The sequence below is a fragment of the Pseudomonas sp. URMO17WK12:I7 genome (assembly GCF_003269045.1).
GTDB classification, from domain to species: domain Bacteria; phylum Pseudomonadota; class Gammaproteobacteria; order Pseudomonadales; family Pseudomonadaceae; genus Aquipseudomonas; species Aquipseudomonas putida_J.
Map to the genome: position 1 here is coordinate 217,635 of NZ_QLTL01000001.1, position 18,559 is coordinate 236,193.

The window sequence follows — 18,559 nt, forward strand, 5'->3', positions numbered from 1 at the left end:
GAGCACAGCATGACCCTGACAACAGGCTTTCCCGATTTACTCAGTGAAGTTCGCGCGTTCCGTTCCCGCTACCCCGAGGTCAGCCATGTCGACCTGCTCAGCCTGGACATCCCCGGGCACTTCTACGGCAAGCGCTACCCCATCGACATGCTGGAAAAAATCGCCGCCGGCAGCCCGCTGAAACTCCCGCAGAACTGCGTACTGTTGGGCGTACAAGGTGGACTGTTCCCGATTGGCGACTATTGCTTCAACGACGGTGACCCGGATGCCATCCGCCGCCTGATCCCAGGCACGCTCAAGCCGGTGAGCTGGGAGCGCGAGCCGCTGGGGCAGATGCTGATCAGCTCCGACGGCACCGCCGCGCCGATCGAATTCGAACCCCGCGAGGTGCTCGCCCGTGTGCTGCAGCGCCTCGAGCGCCGCGGCATTCGCCCGGTGGTGGCATTCGAGCTGGAGTTCTACCTGTTCGACCGGGCGCTCAAGCAAGGCCTGCCGCAGTTCCCCCGCGACCCGCTCAGCGATGACCCGGACGACCAGCCCAACATGCACATCGAACGGCTGTCGCGGTTCAGCGATGTGCTCCACGACATGGTAAAAACCGCCAATGCGCAAGGGGTGGATGCCAACGTCATCACGGCCGAGCTGGGCCCTGGCCAGTTCGAGATCAACTTCGGCCATTGCGACGATGGCTTGCGAGCCGCCGACTGGGCCGCCCTGTTCTGCCGCAGCACCCGGGGTGTCGCGCTCAAGCACGGGCTGCGCGCCTCGTTCATGAGCAAGCCCTACCTGCAGGCACCGGGCAGCGGCATGCATGTGCATGTGAGCCTGTACGACCAGGCCGGCAACAACCTGTTGGCCGCCGACCAGCAACGCCCGCTGCGCCATGCCGTGGCCGGCTGCCTGGCGCTGCTGCCACACTGCATGCCGATTTTTGCGGCCAACCACAATGCGTTCCGCCGTTATGGCGCCATGGTCAACGCCGCCAGCCGTGCAAGCTGGGGGGTTGAAGACCGTGATGCGTGCATTCGCATTCCCGAGTCGGATGCGCGCAACCTGCGTATCGAGCATCGGCTGGCCGGAGCAGATGCCAACCCGTACCTGGTGCTGGCGGCGATCCTGTGTGGCATGGAGCATGGGCTGGATGCCGGGCAGGAGCCGATTGCGCCGCTGAACGAAGATCGCAGTAGCGGCATCGATTTCCCCAAGGACATGCTCGGCGCGGTCGCGGCCATGCGCAGCCACCCGGCGGTGAACGAGGGGCTGGGGGAAGAGTTCGTGAGGGTGTATTGCGAGAACAAGCGCCAGGACCATCTGGCGTTCATGCAGGAGGTCAGTGCGCGGGAATACCGCTGGTTCATGTGACATAGGTGTTGGATTGTTCGCGGCGGTTCGACGTCTCGACAAGCCCGCGCCACAGGTGCAAAGGCAGCAAGCACCTGTGGAAGCGGGCTTGTCGAGGCGTGGAGCCGACGCGAACAGGCCAGTACCGCCACAATCCATCCGACTGCCGAACGAAATCCCTCCTATTCTCAATAGCTCACTTTGGTTTCTGCACTGAGGAGGCACGACCATGAGCTACGTAACCACGAAGGATGGCGTTCAGATCTTCTACAAGGACTGGGGCCCGCGCGATGCGCCGGTCATCCACTTCCACCACGGCTGGCCGCTCAGTGCTGACGACTGGGACGCGCAGATGCTGTTCTTCCTGGGCAAGGGCTTTCGCGTGGTTGCCCATGACCGCCGTGGCCACGGGCGCTCCAGCCAGGTGCCGGATGGCCACGACATGGACCACTATGCCGACGATGTGGCGGCAGTCGTCGAACACCTCGGCACCCAGGGCGCAGTACATGTCGGCCACTCCACCGGTGGCGGCGAGGTGGTCCGCTACATGACGCGCCATCCCGGTGACCCGGTGGCCAAGGCCGTGCTGATCGCCGCCGTGCCACCGCTGATGGTGCAAACGCCCGCCAACCCCGGCGGCCTGCCGAAGTCGGTGTTCGACGACTTTCAGTCCCAGGTCGCCAGCAACCGTGCGCAGTTCTATCGCGACGTGCCGAGCGGGCCGTTCTATGGCTACAACAGGCCGGGCGTGCAAGCCTCGGAAGGCATCATCGGCAATTGGTGGCGCCAGGGCATGATCGGCAGCGCCAAGGCGCATTACGACGGCATCGTAGCGTTCTCGCAGACCGACTTCACCGAGGACCTCAAGGGCATCAAGCAGCCGGTGCTGGTGATGCATGGCGACGACGACCAGATCGTGCCTTATGAAAACTCCGGGCCGTTGTCAGCCAAGTTGCTGCCCAATGGCACATTGAAGACCTACAAGGGCTACCCACATGGCATGCCGACCACCCATGCCGATGTGATCAACGCAGACCTGCTGGCGTTCATCCAGAGTTGATGTAATTAGCCAGTGCCGCTCTCTTCGCGGGCAAGCCCGCGAAGAGAGCGGCACTGGCAACCGTTTGCGCCCACGCTTACCATGTCCCCTTCCAGCGCGGCCATTTGCCGCACGCCCTACCCTCTGCCTGCCAGACACCCATGCCCTTCGAACTCACCGTAGAACCGCTCACCCTGCTGATCCTGGCCCTGGTCGCCTTCGTCGCCGGTTTCATCGATGCCATCGCTGGTGGCGGCGGCCTGCTGACCACCCCGGCGCTGCTCACCGCCGGCATGCCACCGCACCTGGTGCTGGGCACCAACAAGCTCAGCTCGACTTTCGGCTCGGCCACCGCCGGCTTCACCTACTACAAGCGCAAGCTGTTCCACCCGGCGCAATGGCGCCCGGCCCTGTTCGCCACGCTGGTCGGCGCCTCGATTGGTGCGGTGGTAGCTCACTACATGCCGGCCGAGTGGCTGAACAAGATGCTGCCGGTGATCGTCTTCGCCTGTGGTATCTACCTGCTGTTTGGCGGCACGCCCAAGGCGCCGCTGGATGCCGATGCGCCAATCAAGAAGAAATGGCAGTTCCCCCAAGGCTTCACCCTTGGCTTCTACGACGGCGTGGCAGGTCCCGGCACCGGTGCATTCTGGACCGTGAGCACGCTGCTGCTGTACCCCATCGACCTGGTCCGCGCCAGCGGCGTGGCGCGCAGCATGAACTTCGTCAGCAACATCGCGGCGCTGACGGTGTTCATTATTTCCGGGCAGGTGGATTACATCGTCGGCCTGTGCATGGGCCTGTCGGTGATGGTCGGCGCGTTCTTCGGCGCACGCACGGCGATCAGTGGCGGCAGCAAGTTCATCCGCCCGGTGTTCATCACCGTGGTGCTGGCATTGACTGTTCGTTTAGCGTGGCAGCACTGGTTCGGGCAGGCATAAACGCCTGGCGACATAAAGATCAATCAAGTACCGGGCGATGGACCGCCCGGCCGGCAGCGGCGGCAGGTCGTGCACGCTGAACCATTTGGCATCTTCGATTTCGTCGGGCTGCATGACGATCTCGCCCCCCGCGTATTCGGCATGGAAGCCCAGCATCATCGAGTGCGGGAACGGCCAACACTGGCTGCCGACGTACTGGATGTTCTTTACCTCCACCGCCACCTCTTCACGCACCTCGCGCACCAGGCAGTCCTCGGCGGACTCGCCCGGCTCGGCAAAGCCCGCCAGGGTGCTGTACACACCCGTGACGAAGCGCGGCGAACGGGCCAGCAGGATCTCGTCGCCACGGGTCACCAGCACGATCATGCTCGGCGAAATGCGCGGGTAGCTGCGCAGATCGCAGGGCTGGCAGTACATCGCCCGTTCCCAGTGGATCTGCGTCATCGCCTGGCCGCAGCTGCCGCAGAAGCGATGCTCGCGGGCCCAGGTACCGATCTGCGCGGCATAGCCAAGGACTTTGTAGGTGTCGAAGTCGCCTTCCAGCATGAACGTGCGCAGACCACGCCAGCTGCAGCCCGGCAGCTCGGCTGCGTTGCGCAGCTCAAGCAGGAAGACAGGCTCGCCGTCGAAGTGACCGATGCCGTGTTCACACAACACATCCAGGTCCTGGCGCTTGAGCCAGTCGCGGGGGAACAGCGCGCCGTTGGCGTCCACCAGGAACCCTTCCGGGCTGCGGGCCACTGCCAGCCCCCCGGTGATCTGCGGGTCGAGTACTGCGGTTGTCCAGCGAGCTGACATGTCGGGGGTTCCTTTACTGCGCGCCCCCCGACCGGGTCAGTCGGCGAACGACGGTTTCTGTTTGCTCATGTGCGCCGCCACGGCCACGCGCAGGTCTTCGGACTGCAGCATCGCGGCATTCCAGGTGGCGATGTAATCCAGGCCATCGTCGATGCGATGGTCACGCATGTAGCTGAGCATTTCCTTGGTGCCGGCCACGGCGATCGGCGATTTTGCGGCAATCTCGCGGGCAATGGCAAAGACCCCGTCGAGCAGCGCGGCCTGATCATCATAGACCCGGTTGACCAGGCCGATGCGCAGCGCCTCGTCGGCTTCCACATTGCGCCCGGTGAAGGCCAGCTCACGCATGATGCCGTCGCCGATGATACGTGGCAAACGTTGCAAGGTGCCGACATCGGCTGCCATGCCCATGTCGATTTCCTTGATCGAGAACTGCGCATCGCGGCTGCAGTAGCGCATGTCGCAGGCGGAGATCAGGTCGATGGCACCGCCGATGCAGTAACCCTGCACCGCCGCCAGCACCGGCTTGCGGCAATTGTCCACGGCATTGAAGGAAGCCTGCAGGCGCTGGATGGTCTTGCGCAGCAAGCGTGCATTGCGGCCGACATCCTTGCCCATCTGCCCGGCCAGCGACGCCAGCATCATCAGGTCTATACCGGCGGAAAAGTGCTTGCCAGCGCCGCTTATCACCACCGCACGCACGGCATCGGTATCGTCGATCCACTGGAAGATATCGACGATCTCCTCCCAGAAGGCCGCGTTCATCGCGTTGATCTTTTCCGGGCGGTTGATCTGCACATGGGCGATGTTGTCGGTCAGTTCGACCTTGAACGCGGTGTACTCGGTCACGGGCGGCACTCCTGTGGAGAAAGGGATCACAGCGTGGATGGTAACCCAGGCAGGTGACCGTGCTTGTGCCAAAAACGGGACTGCATGCCCTGTCGAAATCGCCGTGCGCCGTTCGACCATAGATGAATCATCAACCCCGGCCTGCCTTCAGGAGAGCACCCATGCGCAAACTCATCGTAGCCGCCTTCGTCAGCCTCGACGGCGTCATGCAGGCCCCCGGCGGCCCTCAGGAAGACACCAGCGGCGGTTTCACCTTTGGCGGCTGGCTCGTGCCCCATGCCGAGGAAGTATTCGGCCAGGCCATGCAGGCACTGTTCAGCCAGCCTTTCGAACTGCTGCTGGGTCGGCGCACCTACGATATCTTTGCTGGCTACTGGCCGAAGGTGAAGGACGACACCGAGGAATTTTCCATCGCCAATCTGTTCAACAGCGTGGCCAAGCACGTTGCCACCCATGACCCCGACAGCCTCGAATGGCATAACAGCCATGCACTGGGCGCGGATATCGTCGCGGCGGTACGTGCCCTCAAGCAGCAGAACGGCGCCGACCTGCTGACCCAAGGCAGTGCCGACCTGGTGCAACAACTGTTGGCTGCCGGCCTTGTCGATGAGCTCCAGTTGCTCATTCACCCTGTGTTACTAGGCCATGGCAAGCGCCTGTTCGGCGACGATGCTGCGCCTGGGGCCTTCCACCTGAAACATTCCCAGGTGACGCCCAAGGGCGTGATCATCGCCCGCTATGTGCGCACGGGTGAAGTTGAGACGGGATCATTCGATTTACCGCAGGAGAATGGGTGAGCCCGGTTGGCTCGCCTCGGCATGTTCAGCGCCTGTGAGACCGAGCGCCGCCCGCGCGGCGCATCGCGGATGAATCCGCTCCTACAGTTTGTTGCGACGTGGCCATGCCTGGGGGGCCATGGTTGTCAGCCTTGTGTACAATGCTCGAGTCATGCGCCCGAGCAGGCGACCATGGCGTAAGAGGTTCGGCACGTTGCAACAAACTGTAGGAGCGGATTCATCCGCGATGCGCCGCGCGGGCGGCGCTCGGTCTCACAGGCGCCAGAAAACTCAAGCCAGGAAGAGCCGATACAACTTTTGCGCCGTGCCCGCATCCAAACCAAGGTGAGCCCCACATTCGCTGACAGGAGATTTGCCATGGCGATGCGCACGGCCCTGATGCTTTCCTGCATGACCCTGGCCCTGATGGGCTGCGTCGGTTCCAACGACGACCACCACACCCCACCCACCACACAGCAGGTCGACCTGCAACGCTACCAGGGCACCTGGTACGAACTGGCGCGCCTGCCGATGTTCTTCCAGCGCAATTGCGTGCAGTCCGAGGCGCACTATGGTTTGCGCGAGGATGGCCGGATCGACGTGACCAACCGCTGCAAGGAAAAAGACGGCCAATGGAACGAAGCCCGCGGCGTTGCAGAAGCCCAGGTGCCGGGCAGGACCGACAAGCTCTGGGTGCGCTTCGACAACTGGTTCAGCCGCCTGGCGCCGGACCTGACCAAGGGTGAGTACTGGGTGCTGTACCACGACAAGGACTACCGCGTGGCGCTGGTCGGCCACCCCAACCGCGAGTACCTGTGGCTGCTGTCGCGCACACCGGCAATCACCGATCAGACGCGTGACCAGTTGCTGGCCATTGCTCAGAAGCAGGGCTACGACACCAGCAAGCTGATCTGGCGCCAGGACGACCCTGCCGCGCCCTGAGCATCGACGCGACGCGGCATTGCGTCTAAGGTGAGGCTCCACCACGCATGGAGCGAAACATTGGACCTGCAGTTTCTGGGCACCTCCTCCGGGGTGCCCACCAAAGCCCGTAACGTCAGCGCCACTGCGGTCATCGAAGCCAGCGGCAAGCACTGGTACCTGGTCGATTGCGGCGAAGGCACCCAGCATCAGTTGCTGCGCAGCTCGCTGTCGGTGCGCGACCTGCGTGCCCTTTTCATCACCCATGTGCATGGCGACCATTGCTTCGGCCTGCCGGGGTTGCTGGCCAGTGCCGGGATGGGGGGGCGCAGCGAGCCGCTCGACCTGATCCTGCCAGCCGCGCTGCAGGATTGGGTGCGCATGAGCCTGGCGGCCAGTGAAACCTACCTGCCGTTTGAACTGCGCCTGTTGCCCGTCGAGAGCCTGGGGCAATGGCAGAGCGATAACGTCCAGGTCAGTACCGTGCAACTGTCGCATCGGGTACCGAGCGTTGGCTTCGTGTTCACCGAGCTGAACCTGGAACCCCGCCTGGATGTTCAGCGGCTGGAGGTCGAAGCAATCCCGCGCGGGCCGTTGTGGGGTGACTTGGCCAAGGGGCTGGTGGTCGAGCATGACGGGCAGCAGCTTGAACCACGTGATTACCTGAAACCCTCGCGACCACCGCGGCGAGTGATCGTCTGTGGCGACAACGACAACCCGGCTTTGCTCGCCGAAATCGCCAAGGACGTGGATGTGCTGGTGCATGAGGCGACCTATACCCAGCCTATCGTCGAGCGCAGCGGCAATACGTTCGGCCACAGCACGGCGGCGGCGGTGGCGCGGTTCGCTGAAGCGGCGGGGGTGCGCAATCTGGTGCTGACGCATTTCAGTGCGCGCTACCAGGGGGATCCGCAACGCAGCCCATGCATTGATGATGTGCGGGGTGAGGCATTGGCCCATTACACCGGGCACCTGACCTTGGCGCAGGACCTGCAGCGCTACCACCTCGGGCGCGATGGGTTGCTGGTGGCCGTCTCGGCTTGAGATTGCCTTGGCCGCTTTGCGGCCCATTCGCGGGCAAGCCGGGGCGCCGAACCGCCGCTCCCACCAGTAGCGCACAGGCCTTGGGCGCGACGCGGTTCCTGTGGAAGCGGCGGTTCGGCGCCCCGACTTGCCCGCGAAGGGCTGCGCAGCAGCCCCTACAGCGCGTCGTTATGCCGCCAGGCGCCCGCTGGCGATCGCCTCCGACGCCGCCAGCATGGCCCGCAGCAACACTGCGCAACCCGCCGCCAGATCCTCCGGCGTGGCGTTCTCGATCTCGTTGTGGCTGATGCCATTTTCGCAAGGCACGAAGATCATCCCCGCCGGCCCCAGTTCGGCGAGGAAGATCGCGTCATGCCCTGCCCCGCTGACAATGTCCATGTGCGGCAGGCCCAGCGCCTGTGCCGACTCGCGCACGGCATCGACGCAACCGCGGTCGAAGTACAGCGCCGGGAAGTCCGCCGTGGGCACCAGTTCATGGCTCAGGCCATGCTTGGCGCACGTCGCCTCGATCACCGCGCGCACCTCGGCGATCATCGCCTCCAGCTGATCGCCTTCCAGGTGACGGAAGTCCAGGGTCATGCGCACCTCGCCCGGGATCACGTTGCGCGAACCGGGGTAGGCCTGCAGGCAACCGACCGTGCCACAGGCATGGGGTTGGTGCGCGTGGGCGGTGCGGTTGACCGCTTCGACCACGGCAGCGGCACCCACCAGGGCGTCCTTGCGCAGGTGCATCGGGGTCGGGCCGGCGTGGGCTTCGACACCGCGCAGGGTCAGGTCGAACCACTTCTGCCCCAGTGCACCAAGGACTACACCGATGGTCTTGGCCTGATCCTCCAGGATCGGCCCCTGTTCGATATGCGCTTCAAAATAGGCACCGACCGGGTGGCCAAGCACCGCTCGCTGCCCAGCGTAGCCGATGGCGTTCAGCGCCTCGCCAACCGACACGCCCTGGGCATCACGCTTGGCCAGGGTTTCTTCCAGGGTGAACTTGCCGGCGAATACACCTGAACCCATCATGCAGGGGGCAAAACGCGACCCTTCTTCGTTGGTCCACACCACCACTTCCAGCGGTGCCTCGGTCTCGATGCCCAGGTCATTGAGAGTACGCAGCACCTCCAGCCCGGCCATGACCCCGAAACAGCCATCGAACTTGCCGCCAGTGGGCTGGGTGTCGATATGGCTGCCGGTCATCACCGGTGGTAGTTTGGGGTTACGCCCAGGGCGACGGGCGAAGATATTGCCCACTGCATCGATGCTGACGCTGCAACCGGCAGCCTCGCACCATTCGACGAACAGGTCGCGGGCCTGGCGGTCGAGGTCGGTCAACGCCAGCCGACAGACGCCCCCTTTGGCCGTGGCGCCCAGGCGGGCAAGCTCCATCAGCGATTGCCAAAGGCGTGCGCTGTCGACGTGGCGCTCGGTGGATTTCAGCACATGCTGGGTTGGGCTCATGGTGTTTCTCCTCAGGCATTTTTATTGGTTTGTACTGGCGCGATTGCCGGCCCGCGCACCGCCACGCCACCCAGGGCGTAGTACAGCGCCCCACCCAGCAGCGACCCGGTGAACCAGCCATAGTCGTAGAACCAGCTGAAACTGCTGTTGCCGATGGCCAGCACGGTCAGCGCCACCGGCAAGGCGAAGGCGGCAAAGCCCGCCAGGTTCCACGCCGGGTACACGTCATCGCGGTACAGGCCGGCCAGGTCCAGCTGCTGGCGGCGGATCAGGAAGTAGTCCACCACCATGATCCCGGCGATCGGCCCGAGCAGGCTGGAGTAGCCCAGCAACCAGTTGGAATAGACGCTCTCCAGGCTCAGGTCGGAAACGATCCAGCCAAGCTTCTTCAGCAGTTCGTGGCCCATCAGTGCAAGGCCGATCAAACCAGTCAGCCACACCGCGCGGGTGCGCCCGATCAGGCGCGGGGCGATGTTCTGGAAGTCGTTGGTCGGCGAGACGATATTGGCCGCGGTATTGGTCGACAGCGTGGCGATCACGATCAGCGCCATGGCCAGCGCCACCCAGCCTGGGCTGTGGATCTTGCCGATCAGGCTGACCGGGTCCGACACTGTCTCGCCCACCAGCGAGGCGGAAGCTGCGGTCATGATCACGCCCAGCGAAGCGAACAGGAACATGGTCAGCGGCAGGCCGAAAACCTGCCCGAGGATCTGGTCCTTCTGGCTCTTGGCATAGCGGCTGAAGTCGGGAATGTTCAGCGACAAGGTGGCCCAGAAACCCACCATGGCCGTGAGACCTGCGCAGAAGTAACCGACCACGCTGGCACCTTCCGGGCGCTTGGGTGGCTGCGCCAGCAACTCGGTCATCGACATGTGCGGCAAGGCCCAGAACAACAGGCCGAAGCCGACCGCGACCAGCAGCGGGGCCGACAGTGTCTCCAGCCATTTGATCGACTCGGCACCGCGCAGCACCACCCACAGGTTCAGTGCCCAGAAGATCATGAAACCGATCACCTCGCCGGTCCCTCCCAGCGATTTCCAGCCCTCGAAAATCGAGCCGAGGAACAGGTGGATGGCCAGGCCGCCGAACATGGTCTGGATGCCGAACCAGCCACAGGCCACCACCGCACGGATCAGGCAGGGCACGTTGGAACCCAGGATGCCGAACGACGAGCGCAGCAGCACGGGGAACGGGATGCCGTACTTGGTGCCGGGGAAGGCGTTGAGGGTCAGCGGGATGAGCACGATGAGGTTGGCCAGCAGAATCGCCAGCAGGGCCTCACCCACGCTCAGGCCAAAGTAGGCCGTGAGCACGCCGCCCAGGGTGTAAGTGGGCACGCAGATGGACATGCCCACCCACAGCGCGGTGATGTGCCATTTGTTCCAGGTGCGCTGGTGCACTTGGGTCGGCGCGATGTCGTGGTTGTAGCGCGGGCTGTCGAGGACGTCACTGCCTGCGGACAGCTCGAACAGGCCTGCCTGCTCGATCACTTCCGATCTGCTCTGTTGCATGGGGCCTTCTCCAGATTTCTTCTAGTTGTTTGCTCATCGGGCTAACGCGATGGCCGGAGTACACACACCACCAGTACTGCTCCTCCGGTCCGGCCTGGCGGTTGTGGCCGTACTCAAAATGCGTGCCGGGTCGGCTTGCGCCCACCCGGCCGGCCGCCGCCGACCGGAGGTAATCAACTGATCTGCAAAGCATTGTTGCGCGGCAGGCGCGGGCACGGTTATTCCCTCGCCTGCCGCTTGCGCCACCTTGGGCCGGCCCTGGCCCCTGCAACAGGTTTCAAACTGGTGCAGCCTGGTTTTTCATCGGCGCGGCCTGCGCCTCGAAGCCAGGAATCAAGCAGCTGATTTTGCATGGAAAATCTTGACCAATTTGGCTTCTTGTCAAGTGCGTCAAAATGGTGAAAGGCCTCACCATTTTGGTGATCACGTCAATTATTCGTTATATATCAACAATTTAGTAAACGAATAAACCTGTAAATTATTTTCTTGAACAATCCCGAATCTGCATCTAGATTCCATTCTTGTCAGGTCTGACAGGATTAACACCCGTCCTCCAGCCACTGGCACATAACAATTTCAAGAACCGGCGCAGACCGGTCAGCCTGCGAGGAAGACGGCATGTCCCTGTTGATCCGTGGCGCCACCGTGGTTACCCATGAAGAGAGCTATCCCGCCGATGTCCTGTGTGTCGATGGCCAGATCCGCGCCATCGGCAAAGACCTCGAAGCCCCTACCGATTGCCAGATCCTCGATGGTAGCGGCCAGTACCTGATGCCCGGCGGCATCGACCCACACACCCACATGCAGCTGCCCTTCATGGGCACGGTCGCCAGCGAAGACTTCTTCAGCGGCACTGCAGCAGGACTGGCCGGTGGCACTACCTCGATCATCGACTTCGTCATCCCCAACCCGCAGCAGTCGCTGCTGGACGCCTTCCACACCTGGCGCGGCTGGGCACAGAAGAGCGCGTCCGACTACGGCTTCCACGTCGCCATCACCTGGTGGAGCGAACAGGTCGCCGAGGAAATGGGCGAGCTGGTGAACCAGCATGGGGTCAACAGCTTCAAGCACTTCATGGCCTACAAGAACGCCATCATGGCGGCCGACGACACCTTGGTGGCCAGCTTCGAGCGCTGCCTGCAACTGGGTGCGGTGCCCACCGTGCATGCCGAGAACGGCGAGCTGGTCTACCACCTGCAACAGAAACTGTTGGCCCAGGGCCTGACAGGGCCGGAGGCGCACCCGCTGTCGCGCCCGTCACAAGTCGAAGGCGAAGCCGCCAGCCGCGCCATCCGCATTGCCGAAACCATCGGCACCCCGCTGTACGTGGTGCATATCTCCAGCCGTGAGGCGCTGGACGAAATCACCTACGCCCGGGCCAAGGGCCAGCCGGTGTATGGCGAAGTGCTGCCGGGCCATCTGCTGATCGACGACAGCGTCTACCGCAACCCGGACTGGGCGACTGCCGCGGGCTACGTGATGAGCCCGCCGTTCCGCCCGCGCGAGCACCAGGAAGCACTGTGGCGCGGCCTGCAATCGGGCAACCTGCACACCACCGCCACCGACCACTGCTGCTTCTGCGCCGAGCAGAAAGCCATGGGCCGTAACGACTTCAGCCGCATCCCCAACGGCACCGCAGGCATCGAGGACCGCATGGCGGTGCTGTGGGACGCCGGGGTCAACAGCGGGCGCCTGTCGATGCACGAGTTCGTTGCGCTGACCTCGACCAACACCGCGAAGATCTTCAACCTGTTCCCGCGCAAAGGCGCCATCCGCGTCGGCGCCGATGCCGACCTGGTGCTGTGGGACCCGCAGGGCACACGCACCATTTCCGCCCAGACCCACCACCAGCGGGTCGACTTCAACATCTTCGAAGGCCGCACCGTGCGCGGCATCCCCAGCCACACCATCAGCCAGGGCAAGGTGCTCTGGGCCGATGGCGACCTACGTGCCGAGCCTGGCGCCGGTCGTTACGTGGAGCGGCCAGCCTACCCCTCGGTGTACGAGGTATTGGGCCGGCGCGCCGAGCAACAGCGCCCGACACCCGTTCAGCGCTGACCTGTCCCGCATTGCCGTACCGGCCCTCAGAGGCCGGGCGGCGCCGTATTGCCGTTGACTGCCACAACCAAAAAGAAAAGAGAGGCTACAACCGTGATCGATGCCCTGAACCATTTGCCGCGCCCTCGCGCCGGCAGCGACCAATTGGCCGAGCGTTTCACCGACCTGGCCCCGCCGCTCACCGCCCGCCAGGCCGCCGTCGAAAGCGCCCGCTGCCTGTATTGCTACGACGCCCCGTGCGTGAATGCCTGCCCGAGCGAAATCGACATTCCGTCGTTCATCCACCGCATCAGCGACGAGAACCTGCAAGGCGCCGCCGAGCGCATTCTGTCGGCCAACATCCTCGGCGGCAGCTGCGCCCGAGTGTGCCCTACCGAGATTCTCTGCCAGCAAGCGTGCGTGCGTAACAACGCCCAGGAATGCGCCCCCGTGCTGATCGGTCAGCTGCAGCGCTACGCCCTGGACAATGCCGATTTCAGCGAGCACCCGTTCAAGCGCTCGCCCGCCACCGGCAAGCGCATCGCCGTGGTCGGCGCCGGCCCGGCCGGGCTGTCCTGTGCCCATCGTCTGGCCATGCACGGCCATGATGTGGTGGTGTTCGAAGCCTGCGACAAAGCTGGCGGCCTCAACGAGTACGGTATCGCCCGCTACAAGCTGGTGGACGACTATGCCCAGCGCGAAGTGCAATTCCTGCTCGGCATCGGTGGCATCGAGATACGTCATGGCCAGCGCCTGGGCACCAACCTGAGCCTGGGCGAGTTGCGCGACCAGTACGACGCAGTGTTCCTCGGCCTGGGCCTGAACGCCGTGCGCCAACTCGGCCTGGCCGATGAAGAAGCCCCTGGCCTGCTCGCCGCCACCGCGTACATCCGCGAACTGCGCCAGGCCGATGACCTTGCGCAACTGCCCCTGGCCGACCGCTGCCTGGTGATCGGCGCTGGCAACACCGCCATCGACATGGCCGTGCAGATGAGCCGCCTGGGCGCCCGCGACGTCAACCTGGTGTATCGCCGCGGCCATGCCGACATGGGAGCCACCGGCCACGAGCAGGACATCGCCAAGGCCAACCAGGTGCGCCTGCACACCTGGGCCCGCCCCGACGCCGTGCTGCTCGATGACGACGGCCGCGTACGTGGCATGCGCTTCATGCGTACGGAACTGGCCGACGGCCGCCTGCGTGACACCGGTGAAACCTACGAGCTGGCCGCCGACGCCATTTTCAAAGCCATCGGCCAACGCTTCGACGACACCAGCCTCGGCGACCCAGTCGCCGCGCAACTGGCGCGCGACGGCGAACGTATCCGCGTCGACGACAACATGCGCACCAGCCTGGCGGGCGTCTATGCCGGCGGCGACTGCACCGCGCTGGGCCAGGACCTCACCGTCCAGGCCGTGCAACATGGCAAGCTGGCCGCCGAAGCCATCCATGCCCAACTCATGCTCAATGTGGAGGCAGCATAAATGGCCGACCTGTCCATCGAATTTGCCGGCATCAAGGCACCCAACCCCTTCTGGCTGGCCTCTGCGCCACCGACCGACAAGGCCTACAACGTGGTCCGCGCCTTCGAGGCCGGCTGGGGCGGTGTGGTCTGGAAGACCCTGGGCGAGGACCCGGCGGCGGTCAACGTGTCTTCACGTTACTCCGCGCACTTTGGCCCCAACCGCCAGGTACAGGGCATCAACAACATCGAGCTGATCACTGACCGTTCGCTGGAGATCAACCTGCGGGAAATCACCCAGGTGAAGAAGGACTGGCCGGACCGCGCACTGATCGTGTCGCTGATGGTGCCGTGCGTGGAGGCGTCGTGGAAGTTCATCCTGCCGCTGGTGGAAGCCACCGGGGCTGATGGCATCGAACTGAACTTCGGCTGCCCGCACGGCATGCCCGAGCGCGGCATGGGCGCGGCGGTTGGCCAGGTGCCGGAATACGTGGAGATGGTTACCCGCTGGTGCAAGACGCATTGCTCGCTGCCGGTGATCGTCAAGCTCACACCGAACATCACCGACATCCGCCAGTCGGCCCGTGCGGCCCATCGCGGCGGAGCGGATGCGGTGTCGCTGATCAATACCATCAACTCGATCACCAGCGTCGACCTGGACCGCATGGTCGCCCATCCTATCGTTGGCGATCAGAGCACCCACGGGGGTTACTGCGGCTCAGCGGTCAAGCCGATTGCCTTGAACATGGTCGCCGAAATCGCCCGCGACCCGGAAACCCGCGGGCTGCCGATCTGCGGCATTGGCGGTATCGGCAACTGGCGCGATGCCGCCGAGTTCATCGCGCTGGGCAGCGGTGCGGTGCAGGTTTGCACGGCGGCGATGTTGCATGGCTTCCGCATCGTCGAGGACATGAAGGATGGCCTGGCGCGCTGGATGGACCAGCACGGGCAACGCAACCTCGAGGCGTTCCGCGGGCAAGCGGTGGGGCACACGACCGACTGGAAGTACCTGGATATCAACTACAAGTCGGTGGCGCATATCGACCAGGAGGCGTGCATTGGTTGTGGGCGTTGCCACATTGCCTGCGAAGACACCTCGCACCAGGCGATTGCCAGCACGCTGAAAGCTGACGGGACGCATGCCTACAGCGTGATCGAGGACGAATGCGTGGGCTGCAACCTGTGCCAGATCACCTGCCCGGTGGAGAACTGCATCGAGATGGTCGCGCAGGATACCGGCAAGCCTTACCTGAACTGGACCCAGGACCCTCGCAACCCCTACCGCGAGGCCAGCTGAAGCACCTGGCCCGCCTGACGCGGCCCCTTGTAGGAGCGCGTCAACCTGCGACGCCGCTTCATGGCTCCAGCCCGATCCCGCGCAGGATCACACTGGTCACTGTCTGCACGGCGCTCTCGAACGCCCTGTCGGACAGTGGCTGACCTTCGTTCAGTAACGTTACCTGGTAGCCAAAGTCGGCATAGTGCTGTGTCGACGCCCAGATCATGTAAAGCAGTGCCGAAGGCTCCACCGGCAGAATGCGCCCCTGCGCCACCCAGCGGCGGATCTTGTCTTCCTTGAGCTTTGCCCAGGGCACCAGGCTCTCGGCCAGGTTCACGCCCAGCACCGGCGCCCCATGCAGCATTTCCTCGGCCCAGATCTTCGAGCCCAGCGGCCGTGAACGCGAGTGGCCCATCTTGGCGCGGATGTAGCTGGTCAGCACCACCCGCGGGTCGTCGAAGTTTTCGAAGCACAGCGCGTCCTGCTTCCACACATCCAGCAGGTCCTGCAACACGGCGCGGAACAGTTCGTCCTTGGTGCTGAAGTAGTAATGAAGGTTGGAACGTGGCAGTTCGGCCTGTTCGGCGATGTCGCCCATGGACGTGGCGCCATAGCCCTTTTCGGCAAAGACCTTTTCGGCGGCGACCAGGATCTTCTCGATATTGCGACGGCGGATTTCGATCTTGTGGTTGGCCATCAGGCTTGGGCCGTCCATACAGCCAGCTCATACCCGTCCGGGTCGATGAATTGGAAGCGCCGGCCACCCGGGAAGGCAAAAGTCGCCCGGCTGATTGTTGCCCCGGCCGCTTCGAGCCGCTGTTGCGTGCCCTCCAGGTCGTCGGCATACAGGATGACCAATGGCCCACCCGGCCGTACCGCCTCGCCGGTGGTGAAGCCGCCGGTCAAGCGATCATCGCTGAACTCGGTGTAGGTCGGCCCGTAGTCGGTGAAGCGCCAGCCGAACACGCTGCCGTAGAACGCCTTGCTCCGTGCGATGTCGCTGACGTTGAACTCGATATTGTCGATCTGCCGATCATGGCCACGAACGCTCATGCGTGCTCCTTGCCGAATGGGATTGAGCTAGTCTACTCCGACAATGTCGGCGAAAGGGCCGTCTCGGTTGGAGGCTCACCCACACCTTGCCCTGTCGCGCACCGGGCACTGTGCCCGGTGCAGGTTCAGCGCGGTATTGATGATGCCGATATGGCTGAACGCCTGGGGGAAATTGCCGAGCATGCGCTTGCCGGCAGGGTCGTACTGCTCGGCCAGCAGGCCGACGTCATTGCACAGGCCGGTGAGCTGTTGGTACAGCGCCTGCGCCTCGGCCTCGCGCCCCAGCAGCACATACACATCAGCCAGCCAGAACGAGCACACCAGGAAGGTGCCCTCCCCCGGCGTCAGCCCGTCGCTGCAGCTGTCGCTGTCGTAGCGCATCAGCAGGCCGTTCTTCAGCAGGCGTTGCTCGATCTGTGCCAGGGTGCGCTGAAAACGCGGATCCTCTGCCGGCAGGAAGCCGGTCAGGGCGATCTGCAACAGGCTGGCGTCCATCTCGGCCGAGCCATAGGCCTGGACGAAGTGTTGGCCGCTGGCATCGAGCCCGCGCGCACAGACCTCCCGATGAATCTCGTCGGCGACCTGCCGATAGTGGCGGCCATGCTCGCGGCCTTCCTCTGTGGTGTCAGCCAGCCCCGCCGCGCGGTCGAAGGCGACCCAGGCCATGACCTTGGAATGGACGAAATGCTGACGGCCCCCGCGCACTTCCCACAGCCCTTCGTCAGGCTCGCGCCAGATACGCTCGACGTAGGGCAGGATCAACCGGGAGATCGCCGCACTGCGCGGGTGGCGCGGCAGGCCGCCCTTGATCGCCTGGCTCATGGCGTCAGCCAGTTCGCCGTAGATATCCAGCTGCACTTGTCCGGCAGCCGCATTGCCGACCCGCACTGGCTGCGAGTGTTCGTAGCCGGCCAGCCACGGCAAGGTGTATTCCTGCAAGTCACGCTCGCCGGCCAGGCCGTACATGATCTGCATCTGTTCGGGGTTGCCGGCCACCGAGCGCAATAGCCATTCACGCCAGGCCTGGGCTTCATCGAAGTAGCCGAGGTTCATGAAGGCCAGCAAGGTCATGGTGGCGTCGCGCAGCCAGCAGAAGCGGTAATCCCAGTTGCGTTCGTGGCCAATGCGTTCGGGCAGCGAGGTGGTGACCGCTGCGACGATGCCACCCGTGGGCGCGTAGGTCATGGCCTTGAGGGTGAGCAGCGAGCGGCGCACCAGGCCGGTATTAGGGCCGACGTCCGGGCAACGGTCGGCAAACGCCTGCCAGTGCGTGAGTGTGTGTTGCAGTGCCTGGTCGATATCGCAGTCGGGCTGCACCGGCACGTGCGAGGGCTGGTGTCGCAAGCTGAAGATCTGCCGCTCGCCGGCACCCACGCGAAAACGTGCGACGGTGTGGTGGTCGAGGCCGTGAGGCTCCACGCTGCTGCACAGGATCAGGCGGTCAGGGCCGGCGACCGCGCTGAGCGTCAACGGGTCGATCATCTCGACCCAGGGGACGCTGCGACCGTAGTCGAAGCGCAGCACCAGGTCCATTTCGAAGTGAGTCTCGCCGGACAACCCCTCGACGATGCGCACCACCGAGTTGACCTCGTCCAGCGGCATGAAGTCGAGCACGCGGGCGCGGCCACTGACAGTGACCCAGGTGGTTTCCAGCACCAGGGTGTCGCCCAGGTACTGGCGGCGGGTGTGCTCGACGGGGTCGCTGGGCGCCAGGCGCCAGCGGCCGTTCTCTTCGTTGCCCAGCAGCGCGGCGAACACCGCCGGGGCGTCGAAACGCGGCATGCACAACCAGTCGATCGAGCCGTCGCGGCTGACCAGGGCGGCGCTGCGGCAGTTGCCGAGCAGCGCGTAGTCTTCGATGTGGGCGGGCATTGCACCTCCTTTTCAAAGGCTGCCTGCTCGGGCCTCTTCGCGGGTAAACCCGCTCCCACAGGGATATCACTTTCTCAGGTCAGTGATGTACCTGTGGAACCCGCTCCCACAGGGATATCACTTTCTCAGGTCAGTGATGTACCTGTGGGAGCGGGTTTACCCGCGAAGAGGCCCGAGCAGGCAACA

General features: G+C 64.2%; 16 protein-coding genes. 9 read left to right on the forward strand and 7 right to left on the reverse strand.

Translation table 11 applies throughout. The annotated features are described in order from the left end of the window. Positions 1 to 15: 15 nt before the first annotated feature. The 3 genes from H040_RS01190 (at position 16) to H040_RS01200 (ending at position 3,321) form a co-directional block, all read left to right on the forward strand. Positions 16 to 1,362: a glutamine synthetase family protein gene (locus tag H040_RS01190; protein WP_027919714.1), complete on the forward strand. Its 1,347-nt coding sequence runs from the start codon at positions 16 to 18 to the stop codon at positions 1,360 to 1,362. A 208-nt stretch (positions 1,363 to 1,570) separates the two neighbouring features. Then, entirely contained in the window at positions 1,571 to 2,401 is an 831-nt protein-coding gene (locus H040_RS01195; protein WP_027919713.1) for an alpha/beta fold hydrolase, read from the forward strand. Positions 2,402 to 2,541: 140 nt separating this feature from the next. Next, positions 2,542 to 3,321, forward strand: coding sequence for a TSUP family transporter (locus H040_RS01200; protein ID WP_027919712.1), 780 nt, complete (start codon positions 2,542 to 2,544; stop codon positions 3,319 to 3,321). Here H040_RS01200 and nudC read toward each other — a convergent pair. Then, positions 3,289 to 4,119 (reverse strand): NAD(+) diphosphatase, encoded by an 831-nt coding sequence (nudC, locus tag H040_RS01205; RefSeq protein ID WP_027919711.1) that lies wholly within the window; start codon positions 4,117 to 4,119, stop codon positions 3,289 to 3,291. The two genes, H040_RS01200 and nudC, sit on opposite strands and share 33 nt — an antisense overlap. 36 nt (positions 4,120 to 4,155) lie before the next feature. Continuing rightward, positions 4,156 to 4,968, reverse strand: a complete 813-nt coding sequence (locus tag H040_RS01210; RefSeq protein ID WP_027919710.1) for a crotonase/enoyl-CoA hydratase family protein — start codon at positions 4,966 to 4,968, stop codon at positions 4,156 to 4,158. Positions 4,969 to 5,129: 161 nt separating this feature from the next. Here H040_RS01210 and H040_RS01215 point away from each other — a divergent pair, with 161 nt between their 5' ends. From H040_RS01215 to H040_RS01225, 3 genes are all read left to right on the forward strand, one after another. Beyond that, positions 5,130 to 5,765, forward strand: a complete 636-nt coding sequence (locus H040_RS01215; protein WP_027919709.1) for a dihydrofolate reductase family protein — start codon at positions 5,130 to 5,132, stop codon at positions 5,763 to 5,765. Positions 5,766 to 6,122: 357 nt separating this feature from the next. After that, positions 6,123 to 6,686 carry a lipocalin family protein gene (locus tag H040_RS01220; protein ID WP_027919708.1) on the forward strand — a complete coding sequence of 188 codons (564 nt, stop codon included), beginning with the start codon at positions 6,123 to 6,125 and terminating at the stop codon, positions 6,684 to 6,686. Between the two features lie 60 nt (positions 6,687 to 6,746). Beyond that, a complete protein-coding gene (locus H040_RS01225; protein WP_027919707.1) occupies positions 6,747 to 7,709 on the forward strand; it encodes an MBL fold metallo-hydrolase in 963 nt (320 codons plus the stop codon). A 168-nt stretch (positions 7,710 to 7,877) separates the two neighbouring features. On the opposite strand, the gene H040_RS01230 is transcribed toward H040_RS01225, so the two are convergent. Together H040_RS01230 and H040_RS01235 are read right to left on the reverse strand one after the other, a co-directional pair. After that, positions 7,878 to 9,161, reverse strand: a complete 1,284-nt coding sequence (locus H040_RS01230; protein ID WP_027919706.1) for a Zn-dependent hydrolase — start codon at positions 9,159 to 9,161, stop codon at positions 7,878 to 7,880. 11 nt (positions 9,162 to 9,172) lie between these two features. After that, complete coding sequence (locus tag H040_RS01235) at positions 9,173 to 10,672, reverse strand: NCS1 family nucleobase:cation symporter-1 (RefSeq protein WP_027919705.1); 1,500 nt, start codon at positions 10,670 to 10,672, stop codon at positions 9,173 to 9,175. Between the two features lie 618 nt (positions 10,673 to 11,290). Here H040_RS01235 and hydA point away from each other — a divergent pair. The 3 genes from hydA (at position 11,291) to preA (ending at position 15,466) form a co-directional block, all read left to right on the forward strand. Continuing rightward, complete coding sequence (gene hydA, locus H040_RS01240; protein ID WP_027919704.1) at positions 11,291 to 12,730, forward strand: dihydropyrimidinase; 1,440 nt, start codon at positions 11,291 to 11,293, stop codon at positions 12,728 to 12,730. Between the two features lie 93 nt (positions 12,731 to 12,823). Further along, positions 12,824 to 14,191 (forward strand): NAD(P)-dependent oxidoreductase, encoded by a 1,368-nt coding sequence (locus tag H040_RS01245; protein WP_027919703.1) that lies wholly within the window; start codon positions 12,824 to 12,826, stop codon positions 14,189 to 14,191. Continuing rightward, the gene (gene preA / locus H040_RS01250; protein ID WP_027919702.1) at positions 14,192 to 15,466 is read left to right on the forward strand and encodes an NAD-dependent dihydropyrimidine dehydrogenase subunit PreA; all 1,275 of its coding nucleotides are present in this window, start codon (positions 14,192 to 14,194) and stop codon (positions 15,464 to 15,466) included. A gap of 58 nt (positions 15,467 to 15,524) precedes the next feature. Here preA and H040_RS01255 read toward each other — a convergent pair whose 3' ends face one another. From H040_RS01255 to H040_RS01265, 3 genes are all read right to left on the reverse strand, one after another. Further along, complete coding sequence (locus H040_RS01255; protein ID WP_027919701.1) at positions 15,525 to 16,145, reverse strand: TetR/AcrR family transcriptional regulator; 621 nt, start codon at positions 16,143 to 16,145, stop codon at positions 15,525 to 15,527. Further along, positions 16,145 to 16,501, reverse strand: coding sequence for a VOC family protein (locus H040_RS01260; RefSeq protein ID WP_027919700.1), 357 nt, complete (start codon positions 16,499 to 16,501; stop codon positions 16,145 to 16,147). Before H040_RS01260 ends, H040_RS01255 begins: the two co-directional genes overlap by 1 nt. Positions 16,502 to 16,576: 75 nt before the next feature. Further along, complete coding sequence (locus tag H040_RS01265) at positions 16,577 to 18,373, reverse strand: glycoside hydrolase family 15 protein (RefSeq protein WP_027919699.1); 1,797 nt, start codon at positions 18,371 to 18,373, stop codon at positions 16,577 to 16,579. Positions 18,374 to 18,559 lie beyond the last annotated feature (186 nt).

Excerpts from the sequence above, each read along its gene's own strand:
- nudC (WP_027919711.1), bottom strand. The coding sequence starts at position 4,119 with ATGTCAGCTCGCTGGACAACCGCAGTACTCGACCCGCAGATCACCGGG.
- hydA (WP_027919704.1), top strand. The coding sequence starts at position 11,291 with ATGTCCCTGTTGATCCGTGGCGCCACCGTGGTTACCCATGAAGAGAGC.
- preA (WP_027919702.1), top strand. The coding sequence starts at position 14,192 with ATGGCCGACCTGTCCATCGAATTTGCCGGCATCAAGGCACCCAACCCC.
- H040_RS01235 (WP_027919705.1), bottom strand. The coding sequence starts at position 10,672 with ATGCAACAGAGCAGATCGGAAGTGATCGAGCAGGCAGGCCTGTTCGAG.
- H040_RS01230 (WP_027919706.1), bottom strand. The coding sequence starts at position 9,161 with ATGAGCCCAACCCAGCATGTGCTGAAATCCACCGAGCGCCACGTCGAC.
- H040_RS01195 (WP_027919713.1), top strand. The coding sequence starts at position 1,571 with ATGAGCTACGTAACCACGAAGGATGGCGTTCAGATCTTCTACAAGGAC.
- H040_RS01260 (WP_027919700.1), bottom strand. The coding sequence starts at position 16,501 with ATGAGCGTTCGTGGCCATGATCGGCAGATCGACAATATCGAGTTCAAC.
- H040_RS01215 (WP_027919709.1), top strand. The coding sequence starts at position 5,130 with ATGCGCAAACTCATCGTAGCCGCCTTCGTCAGCCTCGACGGCGTCATG.
- H040_RS01255 (WP_027919701.1), bottom strand. The coding sequence starts at position 16,145 with ATGGCCAACCACAAGATCGAAATCCGCCGTCGCAATATCGAGAAGATC.
- H040_RS01220 (WP_027919708.1), top strand. The coding sequence starts at position 6,123 with ATGGCGATGCGCACGGCCCTGATGCTTTCCTGCATGACCCTGGCCCTG.
- H040_RS01265 (WP_027919699.1), bottom strand. The coding sequence starts at position 18,373 with ATGCCCGCCCACATCGAAGACTACGCGCTGCTCGGCAACTGCCGCAGC.
- H040_RS01200 (WP_027919712.1), top strand. The coding sequence starts at position 2,542 with ATGCCCTTCGAACTCACCGTAGAACCGCTCACCCTGCTGATCCTGGCC.